Raw genomic sequence first — 17,640 nt, forward strand, 5'->3', positions numbered from 1 at the left:
TTAAGACTGTATTTAGAGGTTACTGTTTAAGCAAATTTCGTCTCAATTATTTACATGATTGAGGCTTTTTTTCTGTTTGAAAATTCTTCAAGTATTTCAGCAGCAGATCACTTACCACAGTATAGTCAGGGAAAAGTAATATCGATACATCAAGTACTGCTGATATTAATTTTTCTTGCTTGCTGTGCCTACGCAGACAGAGGCTGCAAAAAATTTATACCAGCAGCACTGTAGCGTTTTTGAGATATTTTAACTATAACAAGATTTCTTCGTCCTTTACAAAACTAATATTCCTGACCATTTAGTCAGTTATTTTAATAAAATCATAAACTTAGAGGATATCAATAACTTAGAGTACATTTTTTACTGATACTTGGCGCTAAAATGCAGTTGTCAGCCCATATAAAACATGCTTAACTGTTTCAAAGTGTTAATGATTACTGCCGAAATAAGGCTTCTTGAAATAAGTTATTAAGAAAATTTTTGTAGTTTCAGCAGCATTGATGCTTGTTTTGATAACGTTTTATTTTTATTAAAATCTAATAGCCTTTTTCCCTCTAGCAGCACGGGTGCGTTTTAACAGGAAGTTAAACCCCGTTTATAGCCATGATAACCATGATGACCATGATGGCAATTTTGCTAGGCACCAACGACTGTAAATAAAGGAATACTACTGTGCGTGATCATTCATCTATAAGTCGATCCTTAATCACTAATAAGCTGACCTATGCGCTTGTTGCCATTGCTGCTTTAGGCGCTATAAGCAGCGCTCAAGCAAAAGTGCTCTTCACTGATACCAGTATCTCGGCGCTTTACGGTACTGATTATGAGCTAGTGCCTCAAGAAACCTTAACCACCGTTACTTTAGAGCATGCCTCGACCCATACATGGGGTGGTGTATTTTTCTTCGTCGATCGCCATCAAGGTAAAGAAAATGCGGTAGGTAAAGAGTTTAAGGAAACTTATGGTGAACTTGCGCCCAAGCTTAAGCTGGCAAAGTTTGAAAACAACTTTATCAAACAAGTCAATAAGGACAATGCTGATGATCAACAGATTACCTTAACCTATGGCTGGGAGAAGAATAACTTTGTCATAGATGGTTATGTTGACTATGCATTTAACAGCGAAGATGATTCTGTGAAAGATAATATCCATATCAATCCGCAATTAAAATACAACTTACAAGACGTGTTGGGTATTGATAACCGCTTAGAAGTCGGTATGGAATATAGCTACTGGAAGAATAAATTTGGCAGTGACAAAATGCAGAATGCCGCGAGCGCTTTAGTGAAGTTCCATTTTTAAACAGTCATTAATTTTTAAATATGACTAAAAAAGCCCTCATGCTAACTTTATCGATTGGATGAGGTTTTTTTTGTGTATGCCAAAAAATCGAAAGTCAGATAGGCTTAAGAAGAAAATAAAGGTGCTAAAAAACCGCCCAAATTTTAAATTTGACTCATACACTTATGGGCGCTGATAGAGTCGACTAACATTTGCAATCAGCGCCACCATGATCATACCCATTATGATAAGAATAGCAGACATCATGTGTGCTGCCTCGTAATTCAATGCTTCTACTTGCTCATAGATAGCAATGGAGACCACTTTGGTTTCACCCGAAATACTGCCACCAATCATCAAGACCACGCCAAACTCGCCAATGGTATGCGCAAAGCTGATTAAGCTGCCAAGGATGATACCGATACGAGCTTGCGGTAATGCTACCCGTATAAAGCGTCTGAAACGGCTAGGTTCCAGTAAGCTTGCAACCTCCATGACACTGGTTGGGATGCGTAAAAATTGCGCGTAGACAGGCTGAACAAAAAAAGGCAACGAGTAAATAATGGAGCCAATGACCAGTCCTTCAAAGGTAAAGACAAAGGCGCTAATATCGTATTGCAACAGCCACTTACCAATACCAAAATTGGGGCTCAGTAATAATAATAAATAAAAACCAATCACTGTAGGCGGCAAGACCAGCGGCATGGCAATCACGCCCAGAAGCATAATTTTGATGCGCCCAATAATCCGACCACGACTCGGCTTTGCCAGCCAATAGGCTAATGGAGTTGCGAACACCAGCAAGCATAAGGTAGTGACACCAGCAAGCTTGAGGCTTACCCACACAGGAAGCAGCATATCTGAGATAAGAGCAGGAGACATCATAACGTTACTGTTTATTTACCTTTTATCTAATAGCGCACTTGTAGCATGTTATATAGAGCATCAACTAAAAAGTACCACTTATCACATCCTTTTTTCAAAAATCATGATAAGGAAACACATTTATAATGATATTTAAAACCTTATGATAAGCGTGCTCACTGATAAAAGACAGTATAAAAAGGCTAAGATGGCTTTTTATTCATAGCGGCTATAAACAGATTACCGAACTGCTAAAAAACCAGCTCTAGAGAAGTAAGCTTGTCCTGTAGGAGAACGTAGATAATCCGTGAAATCTGCCGCATTTGCTTCATTAGTAATGAGTATGCCGTCTTGTAAGATAGCAGGATAAGATGTTGGTGGTAAGAGGTAAAAATGCTCAGGTGTTGCTTTCATTGCTATGACTTGTGAGTGCGCAACAACGCCATAGTCGACACTACCAGTATGGGCATATTGGAACGCTTGACCGATATTTTCCGCTTGGATAAGACGTTTTTGTGCTATTAGCGCGTCATATAGATTTTGCGTTTGTAGATAAGATTTTGCAGATGCACCATAAGGCGCAAGCTCAGGATTGGCAATGGTGATTTTGCTCTTATCATTGCTATTAAGTAGCTCAGTCAATGTGTTTTGAGCGTATACACCGACAGCTTTGGTGGCACTATAAATGGACAGTTGCCCTTGGGTATAAGTAAAAGGCGTATGATTTCCATCACCTTTAAAAACCTCATTTAGCAGCTGCGCGGGGAAATCTTGGTTGGCTGCTAAAAAGATATCATATGGTGCACCTGAGATAATTTGAGAATAAAGCTTACCTGATGAGGCAAAAGTGACTTCTATTTCTTGGTTAGGTAAACCCTTATCAGTTTTGTAGCCCTCGATAATTTCAGGCAATACGTCCGATAAATTGGCAGCTGCAGCGATACGGAGTATTTGACTTGGCTCAGTGGTATCGTTGATCTCAGCTGGCAAGTCAGTACCTTTTTCTTTAGTACAAGCTGTTAGCATCAAGGCTAAGCACACTGCTGACACTGTTATCTTCTTACCCATTATTGCTTAGCCATTTTGAAGAGTCATCTTGGTAGTATTCTTGCTTCCAAACGGGAATGTCCGCTTTTATCGTATCTAATATCCAGCGGCAGGCATCAAAAGCAGGATAACGATGGGCAGAAACGACCCCAACCCAAACGGCTACATCACCAATCTCTAAAGCCCCGATACGATGAATGGCAATAGCCTGAGTAATTTCAAAGCGCTTTTTGGCTTCTTCGATAATGGCACGTCCTTGATTGAGTGCAAGTTCTTCATAGCCGTAGTAGGTCAAGCGGTTGACGCTACTGGCATTATTGTGATTACGTACGCGACCTTCAAAGCATACGAAAGCGCCGCAGCTGTCATCATCAAGGGTTTTCTTTAGTCGATTTTCATCAATGTCTGAATCTAGTAGCGCAAAGCCATCACGTTCAGCAATGAGATAAGCCTCGTCGATGCTACGCTTAATGCTCATCGACTGCCCATATACTTGATCTGCCATATATTGTCTCTATTTATTATTCTTAAAATTTTTAGCGATACAAATAAGCGTCTAAATACTATTAACCGCCTGCTACTGGAGTAATGAAAACCACGCTATCGCCATGATTAATCTCATCTGTCCACTTGGCAAAGTAATCGTTTACTGCCACACGCAGCTCTGACTGTGGACGGCTAAAACGATGCTTTTGGTGCAGTTGCTCGTATAACTCGGTTAATGACGTAGACTGTGGCACGTTTACTTTTTCTTCATGACAGTTGGCTTCATCGGCTAAGCTGGCAAAGTATAAAACGGTGATATTCATCGTCGTATTTATATGGTCACTGCTTTCTACTAAATCGCTCATATAAGTCTCCATTATTTATTAATTGCCAAGCTTTATATCTATCATATCGCTATGGCGTATTTACGCATGTTGATAGTCAGATTTGCCGCCCGTCTTATTCATCAAATGGACGTTATTGATGACGATGTCGTGAGAGATGGCTTTGGTCATATCATAGATAGTTAGGCAAGCGACGCTGACGGCTGTCAGTGCTTCCATTTCTACACCGGTTTTATGTGTAACTTTGACAATAGCAGTGATAATAATGCTGTTTTGGCTATCGTCGTATTCAAAAGTTAAACCAATCTTATCTAATGGCAAGGGGTGACAAAGTGGAATCAGGTCATGGGTGCGTTTTGCAGCCATGATACCTGCGATATGAGCGGTCTGCGTGATACTGCCTTTTTTAGTCATACCATCAGCAGCTTTGATTTGCTCATAAATTATCGCAGGGAAGATCACTTGTCCCTGAGCATGTGCTTCTCTTGTCGTTGCTATTTTGCCACTCACATCGACCATAGTGATATCACCATCACTATCTAAATGTGACAAAGCAGTTTGAATGGTTTTTTGACTGCTGATATTCATTTATCATTTCTCTTAAATGGCTAGTTTCTCTCAGTAAATCTTTTTATATGTTACGTAAAGCAATACAGGCACGCTCAAAATCTTTAGGCGTATTAAAATTGGTAAGAGATTGCCAATCCTCTGAAAACGTTACAGGCTGCACCATTGGCTGAATAAATTTCATTACTTGGCGCTGCCGATTGTCAATATAATGCTTTAAATCCGGCTCAATACTTAAGCGATAAATACCTAACAATGGATATAAATGATGCTCATCGGTGAGACAAATGACCGATTTATATACAGCTTGCATTATATAAGGCTGCAGTTTTTTCCACAAATCGGTTGCAGCAATCAAGCTATCACAGCTAATAACCATCAGCCAAGATGCATACGAATTTGCCGCATTGGTTGATTGCATAATCATTGAGCTGGTCAAACATTGTAATGCCGCCTCTATGGCGACCAATGCGCCGCCAGTTTCGATCTGTTCATTGTCATTACTAGCAAAATCGTTAACCGAAAGGTAATCAGTGATATGGATGATGGGCACTTGCGGGTTATTCAAAATCAAATCTGGATTGATACCAAAACCACGACCATTATCTGCAATCATAATAGGCACATTATAAGCAGTGGCTGCACTTAGTTTAAGCGCTTGCCTGACATGATAATCAAGCAATTGCTCATTGGTTGGTAGCATCAACTCAGCTTTTGGCGAACCCATACGTTTGGATGCACCGCCTGCTAAGATGACGATACCTGCTAAGCGATTCAAGGGATCTATATCGCTTGAGCTATTTACACTTTTTAAGATATTTACAGCATCTGTCATGATTAATCGTGACCGGGGTTGGTACGCATAAAGTGCGGGACAAAATTGCATGGGCGCGTACGGCTATCGAGCTGCTCTTGTAAGATACCTTCCCAAGCAGTGCGGCAAGCACCTGATGAGCCAGGTAAACAAAAAATACCTGTACCATTTGCCATACCAGCTACGGCGCGAGATTGGATGGTAGACATGCCGATATCTTCTTTTGAGATTAAGCGGAACATCTCACCAAAACCATCTACTGACTTGTCAAACAAGACGCTGACTGCTTCTGGAATGCTGTCTCTAATATAAAACCCCGTACCGCCAGTGGTAATCACTGCATGAACATTTGGGTCCGCAATCCAGCCGCTGACAACGGCTCTAATCTTATAGATATCGTCGGTAATCAGTTGACGATCAGCAAGCTGATGCCCTGCTGCGGTTAACTGATCGACCAGATATTGTCCTGAGCTGTCTTCTGCCATCGTACGACTATCAGAAACGGTTAAGATCGCGAGATTAAGTGGGATAAAAGGTGCTTGCAGCTTGCTCATGAATGTTCCTTGATAAATATGTTTATTATGAAAAGTATCGCTGATAAGTAAATTAACCACCAATCATCGACAAGTTATTCATAATGCCACTGTTCGAGTCATGAAGATGATGGTGCTCAGGTTTAATGGGCATAAAACTATGTAAAGTACAGATCAGTCCTGCAACATCATCTTGCTGCAAGTGCTCACGAATGTCGTAATTGCCTTGATCAAATAGGCACAGGTGTACCTTGCCTTCACTGCTAACCCGTAGGCGATTACAGCTGTCACAAAAATGGGCTGCATATGGGGCAATCAGTCCGATACGCCCTTTATAATCAGGATGACTGTACTCAATTGCTGGACCGTCGTTACTGCCGCGTTCATGAGTTTGCCAGCCGTCTTCTATCAGATAATTGGTAATGATGTCGGTTTGGGCATGCTGAGCAAAAAACAAATCGCTGTTGTCACTGGTCTGCATAAATTCAATAAAGCGATAAGTGACTGCTCTATCTTTGACATAATCAATGGCACTCATTAAGTTTTCAAAGGCAGTTTCTGCCATCAGAATGCTGTTTATTTTAAGCTTAATATCGGTGGTTGCCAGCAAGGTATCCATATCAGCCAAGAGTTGCGGCAACATATCAAAGCCAGTCATCTTATGGAAAGTAGCGGCATCAAAGCTGTCCATACTGATATTAAGCTGATTTAGTCCGGCCGCCTGCCAACTAGCCAAGTGCTTACCAAGCTTATACCCATTACTGGTCATGGCAACCGTTTCAATGCCTTCAGTATTTCTGATGGTTTTAATAATGTCTACCACATCACGGCGTATAGAAGGTTCACCGCCTGTAATCCTGACTTTTTTGGTGCCGACTTGGGCAAATCCACGGATTAACGTAGCAATTTCAGCAACACTAAGCTCATCTTGTTGAGGTTTGCCTTGATAGCCATTGGGCAAGCAATACACACAGCGAAAATTACAGAAATCGGTAATCGATAGACGCAAATAGGTGAGACGTCGTGCGAAACCATCGGTTAATGGTTGAGCGCGCGTAGTCGGTAAAGACGTTGACGTACTAGCAGTTTTCGGTGATGAGTCACCATCAAAAATAACGGGTGCAGTGGCAGGCGAGTACAATTGAGCATTACCTACGATGGGGGCAAGATGGTTCATAGATGATTACCATTAATATAAAGTATAGTGTGTACTTTTAAGCATTGCCTCAAGTTGTGAGTGAAATAGGTTATTCAGGTATAAATATGACAGCGTGCCTATTAATAACAAGCAACAAATAACAAGCAGCAAATAACAAGCAGCAAATAACAAGCAGCAAATAACAAGCAACCGTTATTCAATGAATGGCTAGCATCAGAGCCGCAGTTAAATGATAAGTGTTAATTTTCACACGGTCTGTAGCATAGAGGTTTGTCCACTGTAGCATTTTTGAGCGGCATTCACTATATCCAAGGAAAAGGTTGCACTTGTACGCTTTCGCCAGCGGCTACATGGCCAGAATCTTGTGCCAATACAATAAAGCAGTTGGCATGGCTCAGCTGCTTGATACGGTGTGACTGTTGTTTGGTAGAGCTTTCAACATAAAAACTGCCTGCTTCATCTTGGGTTAAAAGGCCTCTTTGGAAGTCCTTACGACCAGCTGATTTTTTAACATCATTTTTAAGGGTTGCCATGACTGTTAATTGCATGGGTCGCTCTGAATGAGGCGCGCCTGCCATTTGCCACAAAGCAGGAATCACAAACTGTAGCGTACCAACGACTGTCGATAGTGGATTACCAGGCAAACCAAAATATAAGACAGGCTTGACAAGGTTTTGTGTGAGCTCACCAAAGACAAACGGTTTACCAGGTTTCATTGCGACTTTGTAGTGATTAATCTTGCCCAATTGCTCAATGACGGTCGTTAAAAAATCATAATCACCAACAGATACACCAGCGGTAGATATCAGCACGTCACACGCTTGCATGGCTTGAGTAACAGCCGCCGTCGTTTTGTCTAAATTATCAGGGATAATGCCATAATCTTGAATAACTATTGGTAAATCAGAGAGCAGGCTTTTAAGAGTAGGGGTATTAGAGTTATAGATTTGCGCCAAACTTTTAAGCTCATTGCCAATCGCCACTAGCTCATCGCCTGTCGCGAATACACCAACGATTAAAGGCTGATAGACATTGACTTTATCCAAACCCAGATTTGCCAGTAAGCTGATATCAGCAGGATTCAGCCGCTTACCTTTCAATAAAACGGTTTCTCCCGCTCCAATTTCTTCGCCTTGTTTGCGGATATGGTCATCAGACTGAGCCGTTTGGCTAAGGATGATTGAGTAGGGCTTTGATTTATCAATGCTGCCTTTTATCGCGGCAAAATTGGTGTTTTCTTGCATGATAACGGTATCACATTCATCAGGTACGACTGCACCAGTAAAGATGCGTACTCCTTGACCTGACTGGATATCACCACCATAAGGGCTACCAGCTTGCGATTCTCCGATGATGGTGATGGTAGTATTTATTGCAAGCTTAGTCCCTTTAGCAATCGCATAACCATCCATCGCGGATAGGTTCTGTCTTGGTACCGAAAAAGGCGAGACGATATCTTCAGCCAGTATGTGATGACAGCTGTCTAATAAATCGTAGTTAGCGACGGCTCTTTTATTAAGCGGATAGTCGTTATTATTATAATTCTCTACGCGCTGCTGTATCTCAGCTACAAGCCCTTCAACCGTAATCATAACATTGTACTCATCTTATTAATGTTGAGCTATATATAGCATCAGACATACTTTATACCATAAGAATGACATGGCTGACAGGGATTTTATAAGCGGAGTCGTAAGATATAATTGAAGTTGTAAGTTAAAAAATAGATGAAAATAGAGCAGATTTTCATATCACTTTACCGAGATAGTTTTTTATCGCTTGCTCGAAGAAAACGATGCAGAAGCTTCAAAAAACCATCCCAGTAATGCTATTTGTCATTAACAATTGCTTATAACCTTAAGCCAGCTCTATACTCATTTTGGGACCAAAGGGTTCGTAATGAATGTTATCAAGGACATGGTCAAGGATGATCAGGCTATCAATAATGCTTTCCATAAAAAGCATGGAACCACAAACATAAATATCAGCCAGTTTAGGCAAATTGCTAAGCCAAGCTTCATCAAGAATCTGCCCAGACTCAAAGTAAAAAATGTGCTTTTCTACGTTTATCGCAGTAGCCAAGAGTTTATTAACTTCACTATCAAAAGCATGATGCTCTTGGTTTTGGCAAGCATAAACCCAAACAATAGGACGTTGTGGATTAACGGTAACTTGAGCTTCTAACATGGATAAAATAGGTGTCACGCCAACGCCAGCACTGAGTAGCACCAAGGGAATATCATTTTGCTGCATCAAATCTTGGTCTAGCTCAAAATCACCAGCCGGTGCCGACAATAAAACCGTGTCACCGACGGCTAGATGATCATGTAAATAATTAGACACTAGACCATGATGCTCATTACGATTGTCACGTCTAACTGCAAACTGGATACCTTGATCGCTATTGGCTGAGTATAAAGAGTAGTGACGCAGAGCAATATGATCGCCGTCTGCTGGGTCTGTTTTTACGGTAATGTATTGACCGGCAGACAGTTTAATCTTGCTTAAATCGATAGTCTGATTGTTTACTGAATGGTCATTTACCGGGACGACGGTAAAAGCGGCGATATCAGTCGCTGCTTCTACTTTTGCCGTTACTATAAATGGTGCAAAGCCTTGCCATATTACCTGCTCATACATACTATGCTCGATCTGGATAAATATGGAGGCAATCTCATCATAAGCTTCTGCCCAAGCCGTAAGGATATCGTCAGTTGCTGCATCACCTAACACTTCTTTGATGGCAGCAAGCAGATGCTTGCCAACGATAGGGTAGTGCTCTGGTAGGATTTGTAAGGCGCGATGCTTATGGCTGATTTGCGTCACTTGCGGCAATAACGTCGCTAAGTTTTCTAGATGTTTAGCCGCTGCCAAAACTGTCATTGCCAATGCAGTCTGTTGACGACCAAGCTTTTGATTGGTTTCATTAAAAATATCAAGTAGTTCAGGGTGCTCATGAAACATATTTTTATAAAATACAGTAGTAATCGCGGTTCCATGCTCTTCGAGTACCGGTACCGTTGCTTTGACGATTGCTAATGTTTGTAGTGAAGCCATTATGGATCCTTTAGTGATTATTCACATTGACAGTATTTGGTGGCTTAAGGTTAATGAACGAAATTAACAACGATAATCAAAATTTTGAACTGCCGGATGGGGCAATAAAAAAGAGTGACGCAACACTTAACAGTCAAATTGTTCATCGAGACTATAAGATTCATTTAAAATGAATCTTATAGTATATTATCTTTGTTTTAATATCAATGATGCAATATCATTATGCTGATTCCTTTTGCCAGCATTTCTGAATCACAATCTAATTTTCTTTGGGGTGAAGAGGTTCACTTATGCAAAGTCCATATACATAAATTATTAGCTTTAGAACGCTACGATTCATTAAATAGGTGGCACAAAAAAGCCCTGCTAGATACAGGGCTTTTTTTATTAAGCGATAGATAAATTTTTTATTTAAAATAGCACTTTATACATTTTTGCCGTGTTGCTTTTGCTGAATGTCTTTAGCTAAGTTGTAGCATTGATTGATATGGTCAGTAGCAATTTTCTTAAAAATCATATAGCCCATAGTACCTGCGACCATTTGACCACCAAGTGGGATAAACTTGGTCACTTGCTTAGCAGCGATACGACCACCAAAGCCTTGCACTGTCTTTTTAACGATACCACGGGTTGCCATTAAGCCTGCAAAGTCAACGGTACGATCCTTAAGCGCGCTCCAGTGAATAGCGCGTGACTCTAAGTCTATTGCTGCTTGGCGATCTTCGAGTAAACCAAAGCGCTCACTAATTTCAGGTAACAGCATTGTCAGCATGCTGGCATCGATTGCCACATCAAAAAATGGTACTGGAACGATGGCAACACCAGCAGAGATTCTGGCACGCTTTTTGACCATGGCGATACATTCTTTTTTGACTTGTTCAAGGTTTAAGTTTGGATCAATCGTATTCGGTAGTTTTTCAGCTAAAGGGGTCGTTTTCATGAAATATCCTTAAGGTATTTAAAAGTAGCAATTAAAATAAAAAAATAAAAAATAAAACATAGAATAAATAACAAGCAACTACAGTGTTTATAAGATGCCTACTATTTTATGTATTTATAAACGTCATACAATCGCTGCTTTGTAGCAAAATGCTGAAAAATAGGGGTAATGTGCACCGTTTTTGTAAATGAAGCCATACGCTAAAAATATAAGATTAGAAGAAATACATTGTCTAGGTGCGATCAAGTTATTCTATAAGTTACGTGATGATGGATGTATAAGCAATCTCTAACCTTGCACCGACATGCCAAAAATTACCTCCAAATTAATATTGTGAGCACTTGCTAAAGCCAGTAGAATAGCTTCATGCTAAATTTAACCCCCCGTTATACCAGCACTCGCATTGACGAGTTGCCCGCCGCGTTGCAACCACTTGCCGCCCAGTCACTGACGCTTGCTCGCCTATATGCCGCTCGCGGTATTATGCAGCCAGATGAGCTTGAGACACAGCTGGCTGGTTTACTGCCTGCTGAGAAGCTAAAAGGTATCATTGAAGCGGTAGATCTATTAGATATCGCTATTGATGATGGTCAGCGTATTCTGATTGTTGGTGACTTTGACTGTGATGGCGCAACCAGTACGGCGTTAATGATGCGCGCCTTGACTGCCATGGGTGCCAAGGTTGATTTTTTAGTCCCTGACCGTTTCAAATACGGTTATGGGTTGACGCCAGAGATTGTCGAATTAGGTATTAAAACTTATCAGCCGCAAATGATTGTCACGGTAGATAATGGTATCTCAAGCCATGAAGGCGTGGCACGTGCGCAGGCCGACGGCATTACCGTCATTATCACTGACCATCACCTGACGACTAAAGAAACCCCACCTGCTGAAGCCGTGGTCAATCCCAACCAACTCGATTGTAACTTTGCTAGTAAAGCTTTAGTAGGTGTTGGGGTAGCGTTTTACGTGCTCGGACGACTGGCAAAGCTACGCCGCGATGCTGGCAAATCTACCGTACAAGTCAGTCAATATTTGGATTTAGTAGCGCTTGGTACGATTGCGGATGTGGGCGTCCTTGATAAAAATAATCGTATTTTGGTCCATCATGGCTTAGCGGCTATTCGTCAAGGACGTGGTTCTCTTGGCATACTAGCGTTACTCGAGCAAGCGGGTCGTGATCCCAAAAAACTACAGGCGCAAGACTTTGGTTTTGTCTTGGGTCCACGTATTAATGCGGCTGGGCGTATGGATAATATGCGCATCGGTATTGAGTGCTTGTTAGCGGATGATTGGGCAACCGCGCAGCGATTGGCACAAGAGCTTGAGCAGCTTAATCGTACGCGTCGCCAAGTAGAAGGTGAGATGCGTACGCAAGCGGATAATATCGTCCAAGCATTAGCTGCTGTTGATACAGGGATTGACGCTGATGCTGAAGCAAGCGATGATATCATCGTTCAGCATAGGCTTGAGAAGAAGAGCACTAACACCCGCAGTATTGTGTTATATCAAGATGACTGGCATCAAGGTGTTATCGGTATCGTCGCAGGACGTTTGAAAGAAAGCCATTATCTGCCGAGCATTGTCTTTGCGCCCGCGAATACTGAACGTACAGGCGATGAAGATGCCATCAAAGGCTCAGCACGTTCTATTGCTGGCGTGCATGTTCGTGATGCCATTGAACAAGTTGCCGAGAGCCATCCTGATTTAATCAGTCATTTTGGCGGTCATGCCATGGCAGCAGGACTGACATTGAAACGAGGCAATTTTGATGCCTTTGTGACAGCATTTAACGCGGTGCTGGCACAGATGAAGGATGAGGTATTCGCTGAGCAAAAATTCACCGATGGTGCTTTGCAAGCAAGTGATTTTAGCTTATGGTTTGCTGAGCATCTTGCAGAGTCTAGTATTTGGGGACATGGGTTTGCGCCGCCAGTATTCGACGGGGTATTTGAGGTGTTAAGTTTTAAAGTATTAAAGGATAAGCATCTTAAACTGTCGCTACGTTATCCTGATGTGCAGTATCCGATAGAGGCGATTCAATTTAGTTTTGATAGCAGTGCTTGGGATTACCGCACCGAAAAAGTACATATATTGTTTGAACTGGACATCAATGAATGGAATGGCAAACAAAATTTGCAGTTGATGATAAAAGATTTGGCACTGGTAAAAGACATGGCAAATGCGAGCTAGCAGCTTAGCTTAAAGAAGGGTACTTACCGTAACGATGCTAATGTATAGCTGCTAAGCGTTAATACAGCCACGTCTTAATATAGTCGATTCTAAATAAAACAGATACATTATATTTCGACGCTGAACTGGTATAAATTTTTCTTGCTTGCTGTGCCTTCGCAGACAGAAGCTACGAAAAATTCATTCCAGTCCCGCTGTATTATTTTTATACTAAACTCACTATACTTCCATTCAATGGTTGGGTAATCCCCCCAATAAATAAGAACACTTACAAATAGAGATTAACTGCTAAAATACACCAGCAGGAGAATCCTATGAAAAAGACACGCTTTAGCGACAACCAAATCGTCAACATCCTAAAACAAGCCGAACAAGGCGTCCCTATTACCGAGCTATGCCGTGAGCATAACATCAGCCAAAGTACCTTTTATAACTGGCGCTCAAAGTATGGCGGCATGGATGCCACACTTATCAGCCGTCTTAAAGAACTTGAAGTTGAAAATGCCCGCCTTAAAAAGATGTACGCTGATGAATGTCTTAAGTCCGATATTCTACAGGATGCCATGTCAAAAAAGTGGTAGCGCCCCAAAGGCGCAAAGGGTTGGTTTGTCACTACATTGAAGATCGTGGTATTGGTATCCGCAGGGCTTGTAGCATCTTTAACATCAGCGTCACCTGTTATTATCACAAGTCGGTGGTAACAGATGAGAACCAGCAAATAGCGGACTTACTTATCAAACTGACTGATGAGAACAAGAACTGGGGCTTTGGCTTGTGCTTTTTAACCCTGCGTAATGTCATGGGACTGCCTTACAACCATAAGCGGGTATATCGCATCTACTGCGAGCTTGAACTCAACCTTAGAATCAAGCCTAAGCGTCGCATTAAACGTGCTAAACCAATACCATTAGCAGTACCTGATAGGATTAACCAAAGCTGGAGCATGGACTTTATGCACGACGGCTTAACTGATGGCCGCGGCTTTAGACTGTTCAATGTCATTGATGATTACAACCGTGAGGCACTCACCATTGAAGTCGACTTCTCGCTACCGGCGCAAAGGGTCATACGCAGTCTTAATCAGCTTATTGAGTACCGAGGCAAACCTGTGCAGATAAGATGCGATAACGGCCCTGAATACATCAGCAATGCGCTCAAAGACTGGGCTGAGCAGCAAGGCATCATCTTAAGCTATATTGAACCTGGCAATCCACAGCAAAATGCGTATGTAGAGCGCTTTAACAGAACCATGAGATATGATTGGTTAAATCAGGAGCTGTTTGATAATCTAGAGCAGGTACGCGCACAAGCAGAAAACTGGTTATACCATTATAATCATAAGCGCCCAAACATGGGCAATGGCGGTTTTACACCGATACAGAAACTCAATCAGGCAGCTTAATTCTATTTATTAGGTGTCTTAAGTTTGGGAGGGTTACCGTTGGAAACTGTCAGTCATAACGAATGGCAAGCATGCGTAAGGTAAAAATTGTCGCTATGGTCGGCATGAGTTATTCTCATTAAAGCACTGAGGCTAAAAAATCACTAATATGTTCTTCGTTAATCAGTTAATTGACTAAGCGAATAGAAGGCAAGTGCCAATCAAACTTCAATGCCAGCATACGCACGGTAAAGATGATAAACAGCATTGCAAATTCATTTATGGTCGCGTCCAGCCCCCAGTAGTCGAGCGCCAAATACACCAATGAGCCTACAATACTGGCAGTAATATAAATCTCACGCTGTAGCACGAGTGGAATCTCATTGCAAATGATATCACGCAATAAGCCACCGATAATGGCTGTCCAGACGGCCATCATAATGGCAATTATTGGCGCTACCTCTTGCGCTAATGCCACCTTAAAACCAATCACACTAAAAGCTGCTAAACCAATCGCATCAAAGAACTTAAGCGCGTTATCAATCTTATGATACAGATGAAAAAATATTTGTAAGATAAGAGAGGTGACAGTAATGACAATCACGTAATTGAGATCTGTCATCCAAAATAGCGGATGTCGATCAAGTGCCATATCACGTAGCGTACCGCCGCCGATAGCATTGACGAGCGCGACTAATATACAGCCTGCAATATCAAAGCCTTTATGCTGTGCAAGCAATGTACCAGCGATAGCGCAGGCGATAATGCCCACCATATCTAACATATACAGCAGGATATCGGGAAAAATAAAGTTGTTTATCATCGCTGTATTTAAGCCTTAACCATTTTTTGCAAATAATATCAGCCCTAAAATGATAAGCGCAATACCTATCAAGCCTAGTGTAGAAGGAAGGGCATTATTCAATAATAGCATGCCGCCAATCAAAGCAAATATCACTTCACTGGCTTGGGTAGAATCTACGCCTGCCACCTCGCTTGAGGTCACTGCCTGCTCACGCGCATATAAGAATATGCTCGTCGCTGCAACCCCTGCGAGTACTGCTACCAACAAGGTGTTGAAAACCTGTGTGGTCGCCGGTTGCTCAGGACGTATGATTAAGCCTAATAGTAACCAAAACGGTAAGCTACCGAGGGTCATTAGCCAGACTTTATTAAAGGCATTTTGTAATAAGGTAGTCTCAATAGCCGGAATACAGGCAATAAGGTTTTGCAAACGTGACGCAGCTTGTCTATCGATAGGTAATATAGGCGCTTTGGTAATGATGCGTTGGGTATGAATGTCAATGTTATCATCAGTAGCCTTTGACCGAAGACTATCACGAGCCTGTTGCTGCTCAGCACTGTGTTTGCGCGAGTTGTGTGACACTTGCCAAACCAGCTGATTGCCAATTGGATAACTAAAAGCGGCAACCAATGCCGGTAGCGCACCATATAGCAGCATATCAGCCATCGGGACGGTGTCGGCAAGGGTAGAGGCATGCAAGCCTTCGCTGACATTTACCATCACCACGCCAATAAAGACCAGTAAGGCATAGATAGTAAACTTCTTATCAAATCGTTGTCCAAATGCCACCAACACCAGTAAGCTTGTTACCACCGTAAACATAAAGGTTGCCGCAACCACCCAGCCGGCAACGTGGTCACCAGCATAGCAAATACCGGTATAAAATATACCAAAGCCGATACTGCCGGTGATACACCAAAATCGCCAATGCTGAAGAAATATGGCGCTTAATTCTCTAATACGTCCAAAACCATGTTGCATCGCAATCAGGACAGTAATGATGAGCCACATAAATAAATAGCGCAGGCTTGCTGACCAAAACCAGTGCCCACCAGCACTACTCATCATCTCATTTAAAATAAAGGTGGAGCTAAAAAACGCGCCCGCTAATAAGCCTAATAAAATGAGTTTGACCATAGCTGTCCCTTTCTTCCTTGGCGTGCTATTTATTTGAGAATCCACTCAGATTTTAGAGACTATTTGCCTTTGGCATCCGCCCAAATAATCTTATGTAGTTGCAATTGAAAACGTACGGGCAGGGCGTCGTCTAATATCCATTCGGCAAGCTCACGTGCGAGTACTGGCACATCTGGGCTATCATCGTTTGCCGTATCTTCATGCGCCACATTAAACATCGGTGAAAACCATACGGTACCGACCAATTCATTTAGCTTATAGTCGATAAGCTTTGCTTTTGCCCAGTCGTAATCAGCGCGATTCATAATGACAAACTTGATTTGGTCATGTTGATTTAGGTAATCGAGGTTTGACCAAAGATTCTTATCAACCTCACCTGAGCTTGGGGTTTTTAAATCCATGACTTTGCTTACCGCGGGCGGGACATTTTCGATCGTTAGTGCGCCTGCCGTTTCGAGAGAAATCTCATAACCCCCATTGAGCAGACGCTTCATCAATTCAATAGCATTTGGCTGGGCTAAAGGCTCGCCACCAGTCAAGCAAATCCGCTTACAAGGGAAGCTGGCAATAGTCGCCATAATAGTCTCAAGCGACTGACGTTCGCCCCCACTAAAGGCATATTCGGTATCGCAGTAAACGCAACGTAAAGGACAGCCGGTCAAGCGTACAAATATCGTTGGTAAACCTGAAGTCAGTGCCTCACCTTGCAAAGAATAAAAAATCTCCGTCAAACGTAATCCCGCTTCAGGGTCAGTGACAGGGATGGCAACGGTGCGTAAAGATAACTCACTCATAATATTTCAAATACAGTTAAGGATTGATTGTGCCATTGAGCACATATCAAATAAAAAAGGTTTAATGATCTGTTTAATACTTGGAAGTTTAGCGCCCAGACAAGACAAAGATTATAACGTAAAGTCCTCTATTAAGCTGCTATCTAACAACAAAAAAGATGCTGGAGCACAAAGCTTCAGCATCTTTTTTTATTCAGAATTTTTAATCAATAATTACATGAGTAGTAATACAAAT

General features: G+C 41.9%; 17 protein-coding genes. 3 read left to right on the top strand and 14 right to left on the bottom strand.

Annotated features, from left to right (window positions below; translation table 11 throughout):
- The first annotated feature begins 675 nt into the window (after positions 1 to 675).
- Positions 676 to 1,305, top strand: a complete 630-nt coding sequence (locus AC0J5Y_RS03735) for a DUF5020 family protein (protein ID WP_475131581.1) — start codon at positions 676 to 678, stop codon at positions 1,303 to 1,305.
- Positions 1,306 to 1,467: 162 nt separating this feature from the next.
- On the opposite strand, the gene modB is transcribed toward AC0J5Y_RS03735, so the two are convergent.
- The 11 genes from modB to AC0J5Y_RS03790 all read right to left on the bottom strand — a co-directional run bounded on the left by modB (position 1,468) and on the right by AC0J5Y_RS03790 (position 11,095).
- Complete coding sequence (gene modB, locus AC0J5Y_RS03740; protein ID WP_475131582.1) at positions 1,468 to 2,169, bottom strand: molybdate ABC transporter permease subunit; 702 nt, start codon at positions 2,167 to 2,169, stop codon at positions 1,468 to 1,470.
- 219 nt (positions 2,170 to 2,388) lie between these two features.
- The gene (gene modA / locus AC0J5Y_RS03745; protein WP_475131583.1) at positions 2,389 to 3,216 is read right to left on the bottom strand and encodes a molybdate ABC transporter substrate-binding protein; all 828 of its coding nucleotides are present in this window, start codon (positions 3,214 to 3,216) and stop codon (positions 2,389 to 2,391) included.
- Entirely contained in the window at positions 3,209 to 3,700 is a 492-nt protein-coding gene (locus AC0J5Y_RS03750; RefSeq protein ID WP_475131584.1) for a molybdenum cofactor biosynthesis protein MoaE, read from the bottom strand. The genes modA and AC0J5Y_RS03750 overlap by 8 nt, the downstream gene beginning before the upstream one ends.
- Positions 3,701 to 3,761: 61 nt before the next feature.
- Entirely contained in the window at positions 3,762 to 4,046 is a 285-nt protein-coding gene (locus AC0J5Y_RS03755; protein WP_475131585.1) for a MoaD/ThiS family protein, read from the bottom strand.
- A 60-nt stretch (positions 4,047 to 4,106) separates the two neighbouring features.
- A complete protein-coding gene (gene moaC, locus AC0J5Y_RS03760; protein WP_475131586.1) occupies positions 4,107 to 4,613 on the bottom strand; it encodes a cyclic pyranopterin monophosphate synthase MoaC in 507 nt (168 codons plus the stop codon).
- A gap of 43 nt (positions 4,614 to 4,656) precedes the next feature.
- Positions 4,657 to 5,427 (bottom strand): molybdenum cofactor guanylyltransferase, encoded by a 771-nt coding sequence (mobA, locus tag AC0J5Y_RS03765; RefSeq protein WP_475131587.1) that lies wholly within the window; start codon positions 5,425 to 5,427, stop codon positions 4,657 to 4,659.
- A gap of 2 nt (positions 5,428 to 5,429) precedes the next feature.
- The gene (gene moaB, locus AC0J5Y_RS03770; protein WP_475131588.1) at positions 5,430 to 5,960 is read right to left on the bottom strand and encodes a molybdenum cofactor biosynthesis protein B; all 531 of its coding nucleotides are present in this window, start codon (positions 5,958 to 5,960) and stop codon (positions 5,430 to 5,432) included.
- Positions 5,961 to 6,012: 52 nt separating this feature from the next.
- Positions 6,013 to 7,116: a GTP 3',8-cyclase MoaA gene (gene moaA / locus AC0J5Y_RS03775; RefSeq protein ID WP_475131589.1), complete on the bottom strand. Its 1,104-nt coding sequence runs from the start codon at positions 7,114 to 7,116 to the stop codon at positions 6,013 to 6,015.
- A 284-nt stretch (positions 7,117 to 7,400) separates the two neighbouring features.
- On the bottom strand, positions 7,401 to 8,690 hold the full coding sequence (locus AC0J5Y_RS03780; RefSeq protein ID WP_475131590.1) for a molybdopterin molybdotransferase MoeA: 1,290 nt from the start codon (positions 8,688 to 8,690) through the stop codon (positions 7,401 to 7,403).
- Between the two features lie 265 nt (positions 8,691 to 8,955).
- On the bottom strand, positions 8,956 to 10,155 hold the full coding sequence (locus AC0J5Y_RS03785; protein WP_475131591.1) for a globin domain-containing protein: 1,200 nt from the start codon (positions 10,153 to 10,155) through the stop codon (positions 8,956 to 8,958).
- Between the two features lie 424 nt (positions 10,156 to 10,579).
- Positions 10,580 to 11,095, bottom strand: a complete 516-nt coding sequence (locus AC0J5Y_RS03790; RefSeq protein WP_475131592.1) for a hypothetical protein — start codon at positions 11,093 to 11,095, stop codon at positions 10,580 to 10,582.
- Positions 11,096 to 11,461: 366 nt separating this feature from the next.
- Between AC0J5Y_RS03790 and recJ the strand changes: the two genes are divergently transcribed.
- Entirely contained in the window at positions 11,462 to 13,288 is a 1,827-nt protein-coding gene (recJ, locus tag AC0J5Y_RS03795) for a single-stranded-DNA-specific exonuclease RecJ (RefSeq protein ID WP_475131593.1), read from the top strand.
- Positions 13,289 to 13,602: 314 nt separating this feature from the next.
- A protein-coding gene (locus AC0J5Y_RS03800; protein WP_475129904.1) for an IS3 family transposase occupies positions 13,603 to 14,690 on the top strand; the annotation gives its coding sequence in 2 pieces (ribosomal slippage) (positions 13,603 to 13,855 and positions 13,855 to 14,690; 1,089 coding nt in all).
- A 166-nt stretch (positions 14,691 to 14,856) separates the two neighbouring features.
- On the opposite strand, the gene AC0J5Y_RS03805 is transcribed toward AC0J5Y_RS03800, so the two are convergent.
- Genes AC0J5Y_RS03805 through queE form a run of 3 tightly spaced genes read right to left on the bottom strand, consistent with a single transcriptional unit; the run spans position 14,857 to position 17,405 of the window.
- Entirely contained in the window at positions 14,857 to 15,492 is a 636-nt protein-coding gene (locus AC0J5Y_RS03805; protein WP_475131594.1) for a trimeric intracellular cation channel family protein, read from the bottom strand.
- Between the two features lie 15 nt (positions 15,493 to 15,507).
- The gene (locus AC0J5Y_RS03810; RefSeq protein ID WP_475131595.1) at positions 15,508 to 16,611 is read right to left on the bottom strand and encodes a multidrug resistance efflux transporter family protein; all 1,104 of its coding nucleotides are present in this window, start codon (positions 16,609 to 16,611) and stop codon (positions 15,508 to 15,510) included.
- 59 nt (positions 16,612 to 16,670) lie between these two features.
- Complete coding sequence (queE, locus tag AC0J5Y_RS03815) at positions 16,671 to 17,405, bottom strand: 7-carboxy-7-deazaguanine synthase QueE (RefSeq protein ID WP_475131596.1); 735 nt, start codon at positions 17,403 to 17,405, stop codon at positions 16,671 to 16,673.
- Positions 17,406 to 17,640 lie beyond the last annotated feature (235 nt).

The sequence above is a fragment of the Psychrobacter sp. TS_SC_6 genome, assembly GCF_056156305.1.

Bases quoted from the DNA above. Each gene is read 5' to 3' on its own strand.
- modB (WP_475131582.1), bottom strand. From the start codon at position 2,169: ATGATGTCTCCTGCTCTTATCTCAGATATGCTGCTTCCTGTGTGGGTA.
- modA (WP_475131583.1), bottom strand. From the start codon at position 3,216: ATGGGTAAGAAGATAACAGTGTCAGCAGTGTGCTTAGCCTTGATGCTA.
- AC0J5Y_RS03750 (WP_475131584.1), bottom strand. From the start codon at position 3,700: ATGGCAGATCAAGTATATGGGCAGTCGATGAGCATTAAGCGTAGCATC.
- AC0J5Y_RS03755 (WP_475131585.1), bottom strand. From the start codon at position 4,046: ATGAGCGATTTAGTAGAAAGCAGTGACCATATAAATACGACGATGAAT.
- moaC (WP_475131586.1), bottom strand. From the start codon at position 4,613: ATGAATATCAGCAGTCAAAAAACCATTCAAACTGCTTTGTCACATTTA.
- mobA (WP_475131587.1), bottom strand. From the start codon at position 5,427: ATGACAGATGCTGTAAATATCTTAAAAAGTGTAAATAGCTCAAGCGAT.
- moaB (WP_475131588.1), bottom strand. From the start codon at position 5,960: ATGAGCAAGCTGCAAGCACCTTTTATCCCACTTAATCTCGCGATCTTA.
- moaA (WP_475131589.1), bottom strand. From the start codon at position 7,116: ATGAACCATCTTGCCCCCATCGTAGGTAATGCTCAATTGTACTCGCCT.
- AC0J5Y_RS03780 (WP_475131590.1), bottom strand. From the start codon at position 8,690: ATGATTACGGTTGAAGGGCTTGTAGCTGAGATACAGCAGCGCGTAGAG.
- AC0J5Y_RS03785 (WP_475131591.1), bottom strand. From the start codon at position 10,155: ATGGCTTCACTACAAACATTAGCAATCGTCAAAGCAACGGTACCGGTA.
- AC0J5Y_RS03790 (WP_475131592.1), bottom strand. From the start codon at position 11,095: ATGAAAACGACCCCTTTAGCTGAAAAACTACCGAATACGATTGATCCA.
- recJ (WP_475131593.1), top strand. From the start codon at position 11,462: ATGCTAAATTTAACCCCCCGTTATACCAGCACTCGCATTGACGAGTTG.
- AC0J5Y_RS03805 (WP_475131594.1), bottom strand. From the start codon at position 15,492: ATGATAAACAACTTTATTTTTCCCGATATCCTGCTGTATATGTTAGAT.
- AC0J5Y_RS03810 (WP_475131595.1), bottom strand. From the start codon at position 16,611: ATGGTCAAACTCATTTTATTAGGCTTATTAGCGGGCGCGTTTTTTAGC.
- queE (WP_475131596.1), bottom strand. From the start codon at position 17,405: ATGAGTGAGTTATCTTTACGCACCGTTGCCATCCCTGTCACTGACCCT.